Genomic DNA, 15,357 nt, shown 5'->3' on the forward strand with positions numbered 1-15,357 from the left:
CCCGTAAGGCCGCCTCGATCCAGGGAGGGCGGATGCGGGCCGTATGGGGTGGATTTGCGCTGGGCATTTTCTGGCTGCAGCAACAGGTGGCGCTGCCGGGCTGGCGAGGCTGGCTTGCACTGGCGTTGACGCTGGCCGGTGCCGGTGCGTGGGCCGTGTGCATGCTTGCGCGCAGCGAGGTCGACGACGGCGCTCCGGCGCCGGGCGATGCGCAGACGCTGGATGCGGCGTTTCGTGCCGCACGGCGCCTGAGCGGCTGGCTGGCCGTGTGGCTCGCGGCCGGATGCGTGGGCTTTGGCTACGCGGCGTGGCGCGCGGACCTGCGCCTCGCCGAAGCGCTGCCTTTCGACTGGCAGGCGCGCGATATCGAAGTGACCGGCTATGTGGCCGGCTTGCCGGCCCTGAGCACGGCGAACCCGAACAGTGCGCGCTTTCTCTTCGCCGTCCAGTCGTGGGGGAAGCCGGGTACCGCCGCCTCACTTCCGCGCATCGTCCAGCTCGACTGGGTCGTGCGAGGTGCGCCGCTGCCGCCACTCGTCCCCGGTGCGCGCTGGCGCTTGCCGGTGCGACTCAAACGCCCGCACGGCGAGGGCAACTTCGGCCTTCGCAACGCGGGGGTTTCGTTGCTCGAACGCGGCGTCCGCGCGACGGGCTATGTCAGCGACGCCGGGCGTGCACGACGCCTTCCCGGCGACGAGGGTGGCCCCGGTGTACTGATCGAGCGCTGGCGCGCGCGGCTTCATGCACGGATCGATACGGTTCTTGCCGGGGCGCCGCATCGCGGCATTGTGGTTGCGCTCGCAACCGGCGCGCAGGACGCAGTCAGCGACGACGACTGGCGTCTCATGCGCAGTACCGGCACGAGCCATCTGGTCGCCATCTCGGGGCTGCATCTCGCGTTCGTCGCGGGGCTCGCGGGCTGGGCGGCGGGCGCGCTCTGGCGGCGCATGCGCTGGCGCGGCGTGGAAGCGCCGCTCATCCTTCCCGCCCAAAAGGTGGCCGTGGCCGGTGCGTTCTGCGCGGCCGCCGCCTATGCCGCGCTGGCGGGGTTCAACGTGCCCGTGCAGCGCGCACTCTGGATGCTTGCGGTCGCAGCGCTCGCGCTCCTGAGCGGGCGCCATGTGGCGCGCTCGCAGGTGCTGGCGTGGGCGCTCGGCCTCGTGCTGATCCGCGACCCGTGGGCGGTGACGGCAGCGGGATTCTGGCTCTCGTTCTGTGCGGTCGCCGCCATTCTCTTTGCAGCATCCGGCGTGCCGGCAACGCGCGGTCCGGACCGCGCCGGCGCCGGGCGTGATCCGGGCGATCCGGGCGATCGGTTCGATCCGATGAGCGATACTGCGCGGACATTGGGCTTCAAACGACGTTTCCTCGCATATATCCGCGATATTGCCCGCCGCGCCGTCTCCAGGTTTGCCGACGGCGCTCGCGTGCAATGGGCGGTGACGGTAGCACTCGCACCGCTCACGGCGCTCTGGTTCGCGCAGATTCCGCTGATCGGCCCGCTTGCGAACGCCGTGGCCATTCCGTTCGTGAGCATGCTGATCGCACCCACGGTGCTGGTGGGCGTTGCGCTGCCCGCGCCACTCGATGCGTACGCGCTGCACCTCGCGCATGCCATGCTCGATCGCCTGGCGGCAGTGCTCGCCGGGTTCTCGGGCTTGCCCTGGGCCATGCTGCGCCTGCCGCAACCGGATGGCTGGGCGCTCGCCTGTGCCGCGCTGGGCGTGGCCTGGTGTCTTGCGCCGCGCGGCTGGCCCTTGCGCTGGCTCGCGCCGTTCATGTGGCTGCCGCTCCTCGTGCCCGCACCCACGGGGCCGCCGGCCGGCACCTTTCGCCTCACCGCGCTCGATATCGGGCAGGGCACCTCCGTGCTCGTGGAAACCGCGCGCCACGCACTGCTGTTCGATACCGGTCCGGGGCCCGAATCGACCCACGCGGGCGAGCGCATCGTGGTGCCGTATCTGGAGGCGCACGGCGTGCTGCGGCTCGACACCGTGATGGTGAGCCACGACGATTCCGACCACTCGGGCGGCGCGCCGGCCGTGCTGGACGCCATCGGCGTGGGTCATTTCGTGGCCGGGATCATGCCTGCCCATCCGCTCTGGGCGCACGCGCGCCGAGCCGGGGCGCAGACGCTCCAGTGCGCCGCGGGCCAACGCTGGCGCTGGGACGGGATCGATTTCGAAGTGCTGTGGCCGAACCCCGGGCCGCTCGTCGGCAAGCCGAACGCGCATTGCTGCGTGCTGCGCGTTTCGACGGCGGCGCGAGGGCCTTCCGGTGCCGCCACGGCCGCGCTGCTCGCCGCCGACATCGAGGCGCCCGAGGAGCGCACGCTCGTGGCCCGCTCGCGCGCCGAGGGCGCGGCCCGCATCGATCTGCGCGCCGATGTGCTGGTCGTGCCGCACCACGGCAGCCGCACCTCCTCGACTGAACCGTTCCTCGACTCTGTCGGGCCGCGCGTGGCGATATTTCAGGTAGGCTTCCTGAATCGCTTCCACCATCCCAATCCGGGCGTGTTCGCGCGCTACGCCGCTCGCCACATCGTCCTCGCCCGCAGCGACGCAAACGGAGCCGTGCGCATCGAGGCGAGCCCCGGCGGCCTCGCTGTCGAACGCTACGGCGACACGCAACGGCGCTACTGGATGGACGCAGCCGATGAATGACACCGCCGGACGCGGCACCTGGCCGTGCCCCCCCCGGCCGTGCCCCCACCGGACGCACGGTGCCCGCGCGCCAGCCACAGAGTGCATAACGAATACGGAGACAACAGGCCTTTGAAGAACGTCATCCATTTTTCCCACGCCAACGGCTTTCCCGCCTCGACGTACCGGACGCTCTTCGCCGAACTGGGCGACAGCTACGAGCTGCGCTACGTCGAGCGCTTCGGTCACGACACGCGCTTTCCGGTCACGCGGGACTGGCCGCATCTCGTCGATCAGTTGCTGGAGGATATCGGCCGCGGCTACGAGCACCCGGTGTGGCTCGTCGGCCATTCGCTCGGCGGCTATCTCTCGCTGATGGCGGCGCTGAAAAAGCCGCAGTGGGTACGCGGCGTGGTGATGCTCGACTCGCCGGTGATCGCGGGCTGGCGCAGCAGCATGCTGATGATGTCGCAATGGGCCGGGCTCGACGAGCATCTCTCGCCGGCGGCCGCCACGCGCACGCGCCGCACCTCGTGGGCGAACCGCGACGAGGCGTGGCGGCATTTCCACTCGAAGCCCGCCTTCGCGCGCTGGGACGAGCGGGTGTTGTCCGACTACATCGACTTCGGCATTCCTCAGACCTCGGCCGACGGCACGCGCACGCTCGCCTTCGACCGCCGCACCGAGTACCTCATCTACCGCACGCTGCCGCATACGCTCGGCACGCGGCTCGTGCACGGCTCGCCGGTGCCGGTCAGCTTCGTTGCCGGCACGAAGTCGAAGGAGATCCGCCAGGTGGGGCTGGGCGCCACGCAGCGCATTGCCGGCGAGCGCTTCGAGTGGATCGAGGGCAGCCATCTCTATCCGATGGAGCGGCCCATCGAAACGGCCCGCGCGGTCCAGCGTCTCCTTTACGCCATGGACAACGGCGGTTGAGCGGGAGGGGGCGGCGCGGTGCTGTCGGCGCCGGGCCCAGGCCCCGGTTTCAACCCCGGAACCGGTCCGGCAGTGGGCAGCGATACCGCCGTCGTTCGACCCGCATGCAGCTCGCGCAAAAAGCAGGGTTAGCCCTGCCTTTACGGTATAATCCGTTTTTCCCGCGAGCATTCAGCGATGACCAAATATGTTTTCGTCACCGGCGGCGTAGTTTCGTCCCTTGGCAAGGGTATTGCCGCCGCCTCCCTCGCCGCGATCCTCGAATCGCGCGGTCTGAAAGTCACCCTCCTCAAGCTCGATCCCTACATCAACGTCGACCCCGGCACGATGAGCCCGTTTCAGCACGGCGAAGTGTTCGTGACGGAAGACGGAGCGGAAACCGACCTCGACCTCGGCCACTATGAGCGCTTCATCAGCACGAAGATGCGCAAGGCCAACAACTTCACCACGGGCCAGATCTACGAATCGGTGATCCGCAAGGAACGCCGCGGCGACTATCTGGGCAAGACCGTGCAGGTCATTCCGCACATCACCAACGAAATCCAGGCATTCATCGAGCGCGGCGCGGCATCCGCTACGTGCGGCGAGCCGGACGTGGCGATCGTCGAAGTGGGCGGCACGGTGGGCGACATCGAATCGCTGCCGTTCCTCGAAGCCGCGCGCCAGATGAGCCTGCGCCTCGGCCGCAACAGCGCATGCTTCGTGCATCTGACGCTGGTGCCGTTCATCGCCACGGCGGGCGAGCTCAAGACCAAGCCCACGCAGCACAGCGTGCAGAAGCTGCGCGAAATCGGTATCTATCCGAACGTGCTGCTGTGCCGTGCCGACCGCCGCATTCCGGACGACGAGCGCTCGAAGATCTCGATGTTCTCGAACGTGCCCGAAGACGCCGTGATTTCGGTGTGGGACGCGGACAGCATCTACAAGATTCCGCAGATGCTGCACGACCAGGGCCTCGACTCGATCGTCTGCGACGAACTGAAGCTTTCCGCGAAACCCGCCGATCTGTCGATCTGGTCGGAAATGGTCGAGAAGCTCGAAAACCCGCAGCACGAAGTCACGATCGGCATGGTCGGCAAGTACGTCGATCTGACCGAGTCGTACAAGTCGCTCATCGAAGCGCTGCGCCATGCGTCGATCAAGACCTCGACGAAGGTGAACATCGAGTACATCGATTCCGAGCAGATCGACGCAGAGGGCGTGGACAGCCTCAAGCATCTCGACGCGATTCTCGTGCCGGGCGGTTTCGGCCGCCGCGGCACCGAGGGCAAGATCAAGGCGATCAAGTATGCGCGCGAGGCGAAGGTGCCGTACCTCGGCATCTGCCTCGGCATGCAGCTCGCCGTGATCGAGTTCGCGCGCGACGTGGTGGGCCTCACGCACGCGAACAGCACGGAATTCGATCAGGACACGCCGGACCGCGTGGTGGCGCTCATCACCGAATGGGCAGACCGCGAAGGCAAGGTCGAAAAGCGCGACGAAGACTCGGACCTCGGCGGCACGATGCGCCTCGGCTCGCAACGCTGCCCGATCAAGCCCGGCACGCTGGCGGCCGAGATCTATGGCAAGGACGTGAACGAGCGTCACCGTCACCGTTATGAAGTCAATAACGGCTACGTGCCCAGGCTCGAGGCGGGTGGCCTTATCATCAGCGCCCGTACCCCGACCGAAGACCTGCCCGAAATGATGGAACTGCCGCGCGACATGCACCCGTGGTTCGTCGGCGTCCAGTTCCACCCGGAATTCACGTCCACGCCGCGCGAGGGCCACCCGCTCTTCAAGGCGTATGTCGAAGCGGCGCTCGCGCACCAGCTCTCGCGCGCCGAGGAGAAAGCATGAACCTGTGCGGTTTCGAGATTGGTCTCGACAAGCCGTTCTTCCTGATTGCCGGCACCTGTGTCGTCGAATCGGAGCAGATGACGATCGACACGGCCGGGCGCCTGAAGGAAATCACCGCGAAGCTCGGCATTCCGTTCATCTACAAGTCGTCCTACGACAAGGCCAACCGTTCGAGCGGCAAGTCGTTTCGCGGCCTCGGAATGGACGAGGGCCTGCGCATCCTCTCCGAGGTCAAGCGCCAGCTCGGGCTGCCCGTGCTGACCGACGTGCACTCGGAAGAGGAAATCGGGCCCGTGGCATCGGTGGTGGACGTGCTGCAAACGCCCGCGTTCCTGTGCCGCCAGACCGACTTCATCCACGCGTGCGCGCGCTCGGGCAAGCCGGTCAACATCAAGAAAGGCCAGTTTCTCGCGCCGCACGACATGAAGAACGTGATCGACAAGGCACGCGAGGCCGCGCGCGAAGCGGGCCTTTCCGACGACCGCTTCATGGCCTGCGAGCGTGGCGTTTCGTTCGGCTACAACAACCTCGTGTCGGACATGCGCTCGCTCGCGATCATGCGCGAAACCGGCGCGCCGGTCGTGTTCGATGCGACCCATTCGGTGCAGTTGCCGGGCGGGCAGGGCACGAGCTCGGGCGGCCAGCGCGAATTCGTGCCGGTGCTCGCGCGCGCGGCCGTGGCCACGGGCGTGGCCGGCGTGTTCATGGAAACGCACCCGAAGCCCGCCGAGGCGAAGTCGGACGGTCCGAACGCCGTGCCGCTCAATCGCATGGCGGACCTGCTCGAAACGCTCGTGACGCTCGACCGTGCGGTCAAGCGCGCGCCGTTCCTCGAGAACGACTTCAACTGATTCGCGCAGAACCCGCGCGATCAGCGCAGCAGGCAGTGCGCGCCGCTTCGATGGATTGCATGAGCGGCGCGATGGAGGAGCAGCGCGGCGCCAGGGCCGAACGCGCAGCAGATGTCACACGCGGGCATCATGCTGTGCGGACAACGGCTCGCGCCCCGCGTCGATGTGCAAGGCAGCGTGGCAGTGCAGCGGCGAAGGATCGGACCCGAACCGCGCATTGCGGCAAGTTGAACCCGGCGACCGCGCCGCCTGTCCCACGTGACGGTGTGCCGAGGGCGGATCCTGAAGCGGATGTGCCCGAGGCGAGCGCAGACGGTGCGCGTTTTTCGTCGGTAAAGAATTACTGTCATTTCCTGAGGAAACCATGAGTGCAATCGTAGATATCATCGGTCGCGAGATTCTGGATTCGCGCGGCAATCCCACCGTCGAATGCGACGTGCTGCTCGAATCGGGCACGATGGGCCGTGCAGCGGTGCCGTCGGGCGCGTCGACGGGCTCGCGCGAAGCGATCGAACTGCGCGACGGCGAAGCCGGCCGCTACAACGGCAAGGGCGTGCTGAAGGCTGTCGAGCACATCAACACCGAAATCTCCGAGGCGATCATGGGCCTCGACGCGTCGGAACAAGCCTTCCTCGACAAGACCCTGCTCGAGCTCGACGGCACCGACAACAAGTCGCGCCTCGGCGCCAACGCCATGCTGGCCGTTTCGATGGCCGTCGCCAAGGCTGCCGCTGAAGAAGCCGGCCTGCCGCTGTACCGCTACTTCGGCGGCTCGGGCGCGATGCAACTGCCGGTGCCGATGATGAACATCGTCAACGGCGGCGCGCACGCGAACAACAGCCTCGACATTCAGGAATTCATGATCGTGCCGGTGAGCCAGCCGACCTTCCGCGAAGCGCTGCGTTGCGGCGCGGAAGTGTTCCATGCGCTCAAGAAGATCCTCTCGGATCGCGGCATGAGCACGGCCGTGGGCGACGAAGGCGGCTTCGCGCCGAACTTCGGCAGCAACGAGGAATGCCTCTCGACCATCCTGCAAGCCATCGAGAAGGCCGGCTACCGTGCCGGCGAAGACGTGCTGCTCGCGCTCGACTGCGCGGCGAGCGAGTTCTACCACGACGGCAAGTACCAGCTCGCGGGCGAAGGCCTGCAACTGTCGTCGACCGAATTCGCCGACTACCTGGCGAACCTCGCCGACAAGTTCCCGATCGTCTCGATCGAAGACGGCATGCACGAAAGCGACTGGGCAGGCTGGAAGACGCTGACCGACAAGCTCGGCAAGAAGGTCCAGCTCGTGGGCGACGACCTCTTCGTCACGAATACGCGCATCCTGAAGGAAGGTATCGAGAAGGGCATCGCCAACTCGATCCTCATCAAGATCAACCAGATCGGCACGCTGACGGAAACCTTCGCCGCCATCGAAATGGCCAAGCGTGCGGGCTACACCGCCGTGATCTCGCACCGTTCGGGCGAAACCGAAGACTCGACCATCGCCGACATCGCGGTCGGCCTGAACGCCGGCCAGATCAAGACCGGTTCGCTCTCGCGCAGCGACCGCATCTCGAAGTACAACCAGTTGCTGCGTATCGAGGAAGATCTTGGTGATATCGCCAGCTACCCGGGCAAGTCGGCGTTCTACAATCTGCGCTAAAACCAGGCAGACGTCGGCAACAGCCTTGCTGACCCTCTTCGATTCCGTTCTCCGCCGCCCTGCGTTTAGCGCAGGGCGGCGTGTATTTATCCGGCACCTTTCATGCGGCTTGTCACTGTCGTTTTGATCATTCTGCTGGCGCTGATCCAGTATCCGCTCTGGTGGGGCCACGGCGGATGGTTGCGCGTGCACGAACTGCAAGGGCAGCTCGCCACGCAGCTCAAGCAGAACGACGACGAAAAAACGCGCAACGAGCGTATCGCGGGCGAAGTGCAGGATTTGCAGAACGGCACGGCCGCCGTCGAAGAGCGGGCGCGCTACGAGATGGGCATGGTCAAGGACGGCGAAGTGTTCGTGCAGTTCGTCTCGCCGAACCAGCCGCTGCCGGCGCCGGTGGGGTCGTCGAATACGTCTACGCGCGGCGTGATGTCGGATGCGCCTGTGAAGGTCGTGCCGAATCCGGTGTCGCGGGTGCCTGAGAGGAAGAAGGGGCACGCCGCGAAGGATGGGAAGAAGACGGCGGGATGAGATCCTGGGGATCGCAACAAAAAAGCGCGGCACATGCCGCGCTTTTTTTTCGACGCTCGCCTGGTTTGGGAGATCTGCTCAAGCTTCGAAGATAGGCATGGTCATGGTTAAGGACGGCGAGGTGTTCGGACAGTTCGACTCATCCAGCCACACGAGAAAGCAGCCTCCTACCAGCCCCAACCCCACCCGGGACCATAGCCGATACCCGTTCCCCATCCATGGCCCCAGCCGCCGCTGTAGTAGCTGCCGTACACGGTAACGGGCGGCGCGTAATAGCGCGACCACGCTTCGGCCGCTGCCTCGGCGGCTATGGCGCGGTCCTGGTCGGCCATCACCTGGCGGTCGATGGCGTCGTAGCGTGCGCGTTCTTCGGGGGTGAGCGGCTGTGCGCCGGTCGAAACGCCCGACTGGTCCGTGGGCAGGCGGCTATAGATCGGCGACGGCCCCGGCGGTTCCAGCGTGCAGCCGCTCGTGAGCGCGATGCCCGCGCTGAGCGTGGCCAGCACGGCCACCGCCGTGACGCGCGGCCCCGTGAAGCCCGTATTTTTCTTCATGCTTCTCTCCCTTCGGTCGTACGCCTAAGCAACTGCGAGCCGGACCGCGCGGCGTTCAGTGCCGCCGGTCCGCCGCGGGGGCGACTCCTTCTGAGAGCCCCGGCGCGCTAAAAAGTTGCGCCACGTCTACGGGGTCGAACTCATAGCGCTGGTTGCAATAGTCGCAATGAATCTCGACGTGGCCGCGCTCTTCCAGCACGCCGTCGATTTCCTCGCGGCCCAGCATCTTCAGCATCGCGCCCACCTTGCCGCGCGAGCAGGTGCACTGGAAGCGCGTCTGCACGGGCTCGAAGTGCCGCACGTTCTCCTGCCAGAAGAGGCGGCGGAACAGCGTTTCCGATTCCTGTTCGAGCAGTTCTTCCCGCGATAACGTGCCGCCGAGCGTGCACACGCGTCCCCACGTGTCCGTATCGAGTTCGTTCGCGTGCGGCACGATGCCGCCGTCGCCCGGCAGCTTCTGCAGCAGCATGCCCACCGCGCGCTCGCCATTGGCGGCGAGCCACAGGCGCGTATCGAGCTGCTCCGAGTGGTGCATGTAATGCTCCAGCACCTCGGCGATCGAAGCGAGCGGGCCGTCTTCGCCGTTCAGCGGCACGATGCCCTGGTAGGGTTGCTGGCCGGGCTGCCTGGTGGCCGGGTCCAGCGTGATCACGCAGCGGCCCTTGCCGTTCGGGTTGATGAGCCCGGCGAACGTGGTGTCGGCGGGCAGGGCCTCGGCCGCTTCGGGCGTGAGGCCATCGGCGAGCCGCGCGGTGGCGCGCATCGAGAGATCCGAGCCGCACTGCACGACCAGCATGCGCACCGGACCGTCGCCGAAGATCTGCATGATCAGCGTGCCGTCGAACTTGAGGTTTGCCGAAAGCAGCGCGCACGCGGCCATCATTTCGCCGAGCACCGTTTGCACCGGCGCCGGATAGCGGCGCCGCGCGAGCACCTCTTGCCACGTGTTGCGTAGCGAGACGATTTCGCCACGCACCGGCGCGGCGCTGAACATGAATTTCTGCAACTGGTCGTTCACAATCTTTTCCTTCGTTTCGAATCGCGCGGCGTGGTCCGGGTGGCGGGCGGGCCTATGAGGTCCTAGCCGATCCGCACGAGTTGCGCCTTGAAATACGCGCACCGCTCCGCATACACGTCGGCGTTGCGCTTGAGGCCTGCGATGTCGGCCTCGGTGAGTTCGCGCACCACTTTCGCTGGTGCGCCGAGAATGAGCGAGTTGTCGGGGAACACCTTGCCTTCGGTGACCACGGCTCCCGCGCCAACCAGACAGTTGCGGCCGATTACCGCACCATTCAAGACCACGGCCTGAATGCCGATCAGCGCGCCTTCCTTCACCGTGCAGCCGTGCAGCATCGCCTGATGGCCGATCGTCACGCTGGCTTCGATCGTGAGGGGGTAGCCGGGGTCCGTGTGCAGTACCGCGCCTTCCTGGACATTGCTGCGTGCGCCGATCGAGATCGGCTCGTTGTCGCCGCGCAGCGTCGCGCCGAACCAGACACTCGAGTCTTCGGCGAGCGTGACGTTGCCGACGATGGTTGCGTTATCCGCGACGAACACGCTTTCGTGAATGTTGGGTGCGGCTTCGCCAAGTTTGTAGATGGCCACGGTGCTGCGTCTCCTCGGTGATGTGGGGCGTCTGCGGCGCCGCGGCGGGCATGGCCCTGCGGCGCGGGACAGGTGAATCGCGTATTGTAAACGGTTGCGCGCGGGCTGCCTGGTGGGCCAGGCCACGCAGTGCGTCCGCGCAGTGGGTCCGTGCAGTGGGTCCGCGCAGTGCGTCCTTTCTGCACCCAGGTTGGGTTCCCAGCGAGCCCTGCGCCGACTTTCGTCCCTGTTTTCCGTTTTTTGCCGCTTTTTCCGATGAATTCCGTTGTTCCCAACCCTGCCGCGGCGGTTGCCGGTACGGACAGTCCGCCCCAAAACTGGCGCATTGCCGCCCTCGACGCGCTGCGCGAGCGCGATCCCGTCGCCAAGGTTGAGGCGGTGCGCGCGCTCGACGCCCTGGTGAAGGCGCAAGGGGCACAGAGCGACGAGCGCTGGAACCCGGGGCAGCGGATCGAGGCCCCCGCGGATCTGCCGGGCCGCCCGGAGCGCCCCGAACTGGTCGAGCCGCGTCTGCTGCAACGTCGCAGCATGAGCACGCCGCAGGGCCGCGTGGTGCTGCTGCATGCTCTGGCGCACATCGAATTCAACGCGATCAATCTCGCGCTCGACGCCGTCTGGCGTTTCGCGGACATGCCCGAAGCGTTCTACGCCGACTGGCTCACGGTCGCGGCGGAGGAGGCCTATCACTTCTCCCTGTTGCGCATGCGTCTGGCGGACTACGGCCACGTCTACGGCGACTTCCCCGCGCACAACGGCCTGTGGGAGATGTGCGAGCGCACCCGCGACGACGTCCTTGCCCGCATGGCGCTCGTGCCGCGCGTGCTGGAGGCGCGCGGACTGGACGCCTCGCCGCCCATCCGCGCGCGGCTCAAGCAGGCGGGCGACGACGAATCGGCGGCGATCCTCGACGTGATCCTGCACGACGAAGTGGGGCACGTGCGCATCGGCAACCACTGGTTCCGCTACCTGTGCGAGGCGCGCGGGCTGGATCCGCACGCGGCGTGGCTCGCGCTCGCCGGGCAGTACGACGCGCCGAAGATGCGCGGACCGTTCAACTTCGAGGCGCGCCGCTCGGCGGGCTTCGACGAGACCGAGCTTGAAACGCTGGCCGCCCAGGATGCCGAGGCGCAGGCGGCGGCCGAGGCCCGCAAGCGCCCGGGCGGCGCCCGGCAGTGAGGGCAGCCTAAGGGCTGGCTACGGGCCGACTGAGGGCCGACTGAGGGCCGCCATCGCCGGTCTCGTCGGCGGCTGACTGCGTCCGACAGCGCATCCCGATATAATCGAACGATCATTCTTTTCTGGCGTGCGCGCATGAACGTTTCCCGATCCGAATTCGTAGAGGTCAACGGCGTGCGGCTGCACGTGCGCCGCTGGGGCGCCGCCGACGCGCCCATCCTGTTCATGCTGCACGGCTGGATGGACGTGGCGGCTTCGTTCCAGTTCGTCGTCGATGCGCTGGGCGGCAACTGGCAGGTGATCGCGCCCGACATGCGCGGCTTCGGCCTGTCCGACTGGCCGGTTGCGGACCAGGGCGGCGGCAACTACTGGTTCTACGACTATCTCGCCGATCTGGACGGCCTCCTTGCGCACTACGCGCCGCAAGGCGAGGTCAATCTGGTGGGCCACAGCATGGGTGCGAACATTTCGTGTCTGTATGCGGGCGCGCGGCCCGAGCGTGTGCGCCGCGTGGTCGATCTCGAAGGCTTCGGCATGCCCGCGCCGCCGGTCGCGCAGGCGCCGCGGCGCCTGCGCGCCTGGCTCGACGAATTGCGCGATCCGCCCGCGCTGCGCCGCTATGCGACGCTCGACGACGTGGCGGCACGGCTCGTGAAGACGAACCCGCGCCTCGCGGCGGGGCGCGCGCGCTTTCTCGCGCAGCACTGGTCGAAGCCGGATGGGGAGGGCGGCTACAGGCTGCTCGCCGATGCCGCACACAAGATGCGCAGCCCGCTCCTCTACCGGATCGACGAAGTCATGGCGATCTGGTCGCAGGTGCGCGCGAAGGTGCTGCACGTGGAGGCCGCAGGCTCGGAGACGCTCGCGCGGCTCGCGGGCGAAGTGCCGATCGGCGAATTCAAGTCGCGCTTTTCGGCCTTTCCCGACTGGCGCGAGCGCGTGATCGACGACGCGGGGCACATGATCCATCACGACCAGCCGGAAGTCGTCGCGCAACTGATCGAGGCGTTCTGCTCGTAGCGCTCTTCGTGTTCCGGCCCGGGTTTGTGCGCATAACGTCGGCATCCCCCCGCATGACGTCGCCGGGTAGCCTGCCAGGGGGCGGCGCCCGGACGGCCACACCGCATTGCAGTAAAATAAAGGCTGGTTCTTGACTGGATAGCGATGAACGCCGATCTGCACTGCCACTCCACCGTATCGGACGGCCAACTGGCGCCCGCCGCTGTCGCGCAACTCGCGCAGTCGGGCGGGGTGGCGCTCTGGTCGCTCACCGATCACGACGAAGTGGGCGGCCAGCGCGAGGCCCGCGAGGCGGCCGCGGCGCTCGGCATGCGCTATGTGTGCGGCGTGGAAATCTCGGTGACGTGGGCCTCGCGCACGGTGCACGTGGTCGGGCTCAACGTCGATCCCGCCTGCCCGGCGCTCCTCGAAGGTCTCGCGCGTACGCGCAACGGCCGGGCCGCGCGCGCGGAGGCGATCGGCGAGCGGCTCGAAGAACTCGGCATTCCCGACGCCTACGAAGGCGCGCTGCGCTACGTCTCGAATCCCGATCTGATCTCGCGTACGCACTTCGCTCGCCATCTCGTCGAATCGGGGCGCGCCGGGAACATCCAGGACGCGTTTTCGCGCTGGCTCGGCGAAGGCAAGCCGGGCTATATCTCGCATCGCTGGGCGAAGCTCGCCGACGCCGTTTCGTGGATCAAGGCCGCGGGCGGCGAGGCGGTGATCGCGCATCCGGGCCGCTATCGCTACACGCGGCTCGAATTCGACACGCTCTTCGGCGAATTCATCGATCTGGGCGGCAAGGCCATCGAGGTCGTCACCGGCAGCCATACTCCGGACCAGTACGGCGAGTACGCCGCGGTGGCGCGCCGCTTCGGTTTCGAGGCTTCGCGCGGCTCGGACTTCCATGCGCCGGGCCCGGGCACCATTGCACCGGGCAGCCTGCCGCCGCTGCCGTCCGATCTCAAGCCCGTCTGGGAGCGATGGCTGTAGGCGCTTCGCGTCTCGTGCCTGTGCGCTGCCGCGCGTTACCCCTGCAGCGCTTCCATCGTTGCCCCGCGTTGCGCTTATAGTTGCGCTTGCCTGATTGCTTTGACGTGCGCGCGCCCCGCCATGCGCGCTTTGACGAACGACCGCCCAGACTGTCGTCCGCCCTGGTCCCCCGTTAGCTGATCATTGCCATGTCCCAGTACTTTCGGCTTCATTGCGAAAACCCGCAGCCCCGCCTCGTCAAGCAGGCGGTGCAGATCATCCGCGACGGCGGCGTGATCGCGCTGCCCACCGATTCGAGCTACGCACTCGCCGCGCGCATCGACGACAAGCAGGCCGCCGAACGCCTGCGCCGCATCCGCGGGCTCGACGAAAAGGCGCTGCTGTCGCTGATGGTGCGGGACTTGTCGGAACTGGCGAATTTCGCGATGGTGGACAACCAGCGGTATCGCCTCATCAAGTCGGTGACGCCGGGGCCCTATGTGTTCGTGCTGCAGGCAACGAAGGAAGTGCCGCGGCGGCTGTCGCACCCTTCGCGCAAGACCATCGGCCTGCGCGTGCCGGGCCACGCGATCCCGCTGGCGATCCTCGAGGAACTGGGAGAGCCGCTCCTCGCCACCACGCTGATCCTGCCGCCCGACCCCGATCCGCTCAACGACCCCGAGGAAATTCGCGAGCGCCTCGAAAAGCAGCTCGACCTCGTGATCGACGGCGGCGCGTGCCCGCGCGAGCCCTCCACGATCATCGACCTCACGGGCAGCGAGCCGGTGCTCGTGCGCGCGGGGCGCGGGGCGCGGCAGCCTCGCGCCGTTCGGCCTCGCCGAGGAAGAAGTCTGAGCCTGCCCCCGCTGCGTTGCCGCGGCGCTGCCGCAGGCGCCCTTGCCGGCCGCGCGCCGGCGCATTGATACAATACCGCGCCATGGATGCTTCACTGATACAGACGATCGTCGTCTACGCCCTCCCGGTCATCTTCGCCATTACGCTGCACGAAGCCGCGCACGGCTACGTTGCGCGCGCGCTCGGCGACAACACCGCCTACGTGCTCGGCCGCGTGTCGTTCAACCCGATGCGGCACATCGACCCCATCGGCACGATCGCGATGCCGCTGATCCTGTACTTCCTCACGAGCGGCGCGTTCGTGTTCGGCTACGCCAAGCCCGTGCCGATCGCGTTCGGCAATCTGCGCAATCCGCGCTGGGGCACGCTGTGGGTCGCGGCGGCGGGCCCCGCGTGCAACTTCGTGCAGGCGCTGGTGTGGGGCGTGTTCGGCGTCGCGCTCGCGGTGCTCGGCATCGACGAGCCGTTCTTCACGCGCATGGCCGCGGCCGGCGTGGGCGTGAACCTCGTGCTCGGCGTGCTCAACCTCTTTCCGCTGCCGCCGCTCGACGGCGGGCGCGTGCTCGCGGCGCTGCTGCCCACGCGCGCGAGCATTGCACTCTCGCGCCTCGAGCCCTATGGTTTCATCATCGTGATGGCGCTCCTCGTGAGCGGCATCTTCACCCGATTCTGGCTGCGCCCGCTCGTCTCCATCGGCTACGACGTGGTGACGGCCATCCTTACCCCACTCGTTTCGCTCTTTTCATAAC

Annotated in this window: 14 protein-coding genes; 11 read left to right on the forward strand and 3 right to left on the reverse strand. The window is 67.2% G+C overall.

All coding sequences use genetic code 11. The features are described from left to right. The first annotated feature begins 32 nt into the window (after positions 1-32). From BFE01S_RS03595 to ftsB, 6 genes are all read left to right on the forward strand, one after another. On the forward strand, positions 33-2,663 hold the full coding sequence (locus tag BFE01S_RS03595) for a ComEC/Rec2 family competence protein (protein WP_028224433.1): 2,631 nt from the start codon (positions 33-35) through the stop codon (positions 2,661-2,663). Positions 2,664-2,774: 111 nt separating this feature from the next. Next, a complete protein-coding gene (locus BFE01S_RS03600) occupies positions 2,775-3,578 on the forward strand; it encodes an alpha/beta fold hydrolase (RefSeq protein WP_028224434.1) in 804 nt (267 codons plus the stop codon). Between the two features lie 177 nt (positions 3,579-3,755). Then, positions 3,756-5,417 carry a CTP synthase gene (locus BFE01S_RS03605; RefSeq protein WP_028224435.1) on the forward strand — a complete coding sequence of 554 codons (1,662 nt, stop codon included), beginning with the start codon at positions 3,756-3,758 and terminating at the stop codon, positions 5,415-5,417. Next, complete coding sequence (kdsA, locus tag BFE01S_RS03610; RefSeq protein WP_028224436.1) at positions 5,414-6,268, forward strand: 3-deoxy-8-phosphooctulonate synthase; 855 nt, start codon at positions 5,414-5,416, stop codon at positions 6,266-6,268. Before BFE01S_RS03605 ends, kdsA begins: the two co-directional genes overlap by 4 nt. Positions 6,269-6,632: 364 nt before the next feature. Beyond that, on the forward strand, positions 6,633-7,916 hold the full coding sequence (gene eno, locus BFE01S_RS03615; RefSeq protein ID WP_028224437.1) for a phosphopyruvate hydratase: 1,284 nt from the start codon (positions 6,633-6,635) through the stop codon (positions 7,914-7,916). A 102-nt stretch (positions 7,917-8,018) separates the two neighbouring features. Next, positions 8,019-8,444: a cell division protein FtsB gene (gene ftsB, locus BFE01S_RS03620; protein WP_028224438.1), complete on the forward strand. Its 426-nt coding sequence runs from the start codon at positions 8,019-8,021 to the stop codon at positions 8,442-8,444. A gap of 167 nt (positions 8,445-8,611) precedes the next feature. On the opposite strand, the gene BFE01S_RS37200 is transcribed toward ftsB, so the two are convergent. The 3 genes from BFE01S_RS37200 to BFE01S_RS03635 form a co-directional block, all read right to left on the reverse strand. Further along, complete coding sequence (locus BFE01S_RS37200) at positions 8,612-8,998, reverse strand: hypothetical protein (RefSeq protein ID WP_042337182.1); 387 nt, start codon at positions 8,996-8,998, stop codon at positions 8,612-8,614. Positions 8,999-9,053: 55 nt separating this feature from the next. Next, entirely contained in the window at positions 9,054-10,016 is a 963-nt protein-coding gene (hslO, locus tag BFE01S_RS03630) for an Hsp33 family molecular chaperone HslO (protein WP_028224439.1), read from the reverse strand. A gap of 62 nt (positions 10,017-10,078) precedes the next feature. Continuing rightward, positions 10,079-10,603, reverse strand: a complete 525-nt coding sequence (locus BFE01S_RS03635; RefSeq protein ID WP_028224440.1) for a gamma carbonic anhydrase family protein — start codon at positions 10,601-10,603, stop codon at positions 10,079-10,081. 255 nt (positions 10,604-10,858) lie between these two features. Between BFE01S_RS03635 and BFE01S_RS37205 the strand changes: the two genes are divergently transcribed. The 5 genes from BFE01S_RS37205 (at position 10,859) to BFE01S_RS03660 (ending at position 15,356) form a co-directional block, all read left to right on the forward strand. Next, positions 10,859-11,779 (forward strand): ferritin-like domain-containing protein, encoded by a 921-nt coding sequence (locus tag BFE01S_RS37205; protein WP_084169549.1) that lies wholly within the window; start codon positions 10,859-10,861, stop codon positions 11,777-11,779. A gap of 135 nt (positions 11,780-11,914) precedes the next feature. Then, complete coding sequence (locus tag BFE01S_RS03645) at positions 11,915-12,799, forward strand: alpha/beta hydrolase (RefSeq protein ID WP_028224441.1); 885 nt, start codon at positions 11,915-11,917, stop codon at positions 12,797-12,799. Positions 12,800-12,943: 144 nt separating this feature from the next. Then, a complete protein-coding gene (locus tag BFE01S_RS03650) occupies positions 12,944-13,774 on the forward strand; it encodes a 3',5'-nucleoside bisphosphate phosphatase (RefSeq protein WP_028224442.1) in 831 nt (276 codons plus the stop codon). Positions 13,775-13,962: 188 nt separating this feature from the next. Beyond that, positions 13,963-14,676 carry an L-threonylcarbamoyladenylate synthase gene (locus BFE01S_RS37210; protein ID WP_084169517.1) on the forward strand — a complete coding sequence of 238 codons (714 nt, stop codon included), beginning with the start codon at positions 13,963-13,965 and terminating at the stop codon, positions 14,674-14,676. 14 nt (positions 14,677-14,690) lie between these two features. After that, complete coding sequence (locus BFE01S_RS03660) at positions 14,691-15,356, forward strand: site-2 protease family protein (protein WP_028224443.1); 666 nt, start codon at positions 14,691-14,693, stop codon at positions 15,354-15,356. Position 15,357 lies beyond the last annotated feature (1 nt).

The organism is Paraburkholderia ferrariae NBRC 106233, from assembly GCF_000685035.1.
Classification (GTDB): domain Bacteria; phylum Pseudomonadota; class Gammaproteobacteria; order Burkholderiales; family Burkholderiaceae; genus Paraburkholderia; species Paraburkholderia ferrariae.

Bases quoted from the DNA above. Each gene is read 5' to 3' on its own strand.
- BFE01S_RS03595 (WP_028224433.1), top strand. From the start codon at position 33: ATGCGGGCCGTATGGGGTGGATTTGCGCTGGGCATTTTCTGGCTGCAG.
- BFE01S_RS03605 (WP_028224435.1), top strand. From the start codon at position 3,756: ATGACCAAATATGTTTTCGTCACCGGCGGCGTAGTTTCGTCCCTTGGC.
- kdsA (WP_028224436.1), top strand. From the start codon at position 5,414: ATGAACCTGTGCGGTTTCGAGATTGGTCTCGACAAGCCGTTCTTCCTG.
- eno (WP_028224437.1), top strand. From the start codon at position 6,633: ATGAGTGCAATCGTAGATATCATCGGTCGCGAGATTCTGGATTCGCGC.
- ftsB (WP_028224438.1), top strand. From the start codon at position 8,019: ATGCGGCTTGTCACTGTCGTTTTGATCATTCTGCTGGCGCTGATCCAG.
- BFE01S_RS37200 (WP_042337182.1), bottom strand. From the start codon at position 8,998: ATGAAGAAAAATACGGGCTTCACGGGGCCGCGCGTCACGGCGGTGGCC.
- BFE01S_RS37205 (WP_084169549.1), top strand. From the start codon at position 10,859: ATGAATTCCGTTGTTCCCAACCCTGCCGCGGCGGTTGCCGGTACGGAC.
- BFE01S_RS03645 (WP_028224441.1), top strand. From the start codon at position 11,915: ATGAACGTTTCCCGATCCGAATTCGTAGAGGTCAACGGCGTGCGGCTG.
- BFE01S_RS03650 (WP_028224442.1), top strand. From the start codon at position 12,944: ATGAACGCCGATCTGCACTGCCACTCCACCGTATCGGACGGCCAACTG.
- BFE01S_RS37210 (WP_084169517.1), top strand. From the start codon at position 13,963: ATGTCCCAGTACTTTCGGCTTCATTGCGAAAACCCGCAGCCCCGCCTC.
- BFE01S_RS03660 (WP_028224443.1), top strand. From the start codon at position 14,691: ATGGATGCTTCACTGATACAGACGATCGTCGTCTACGCCCTCCCGGTC.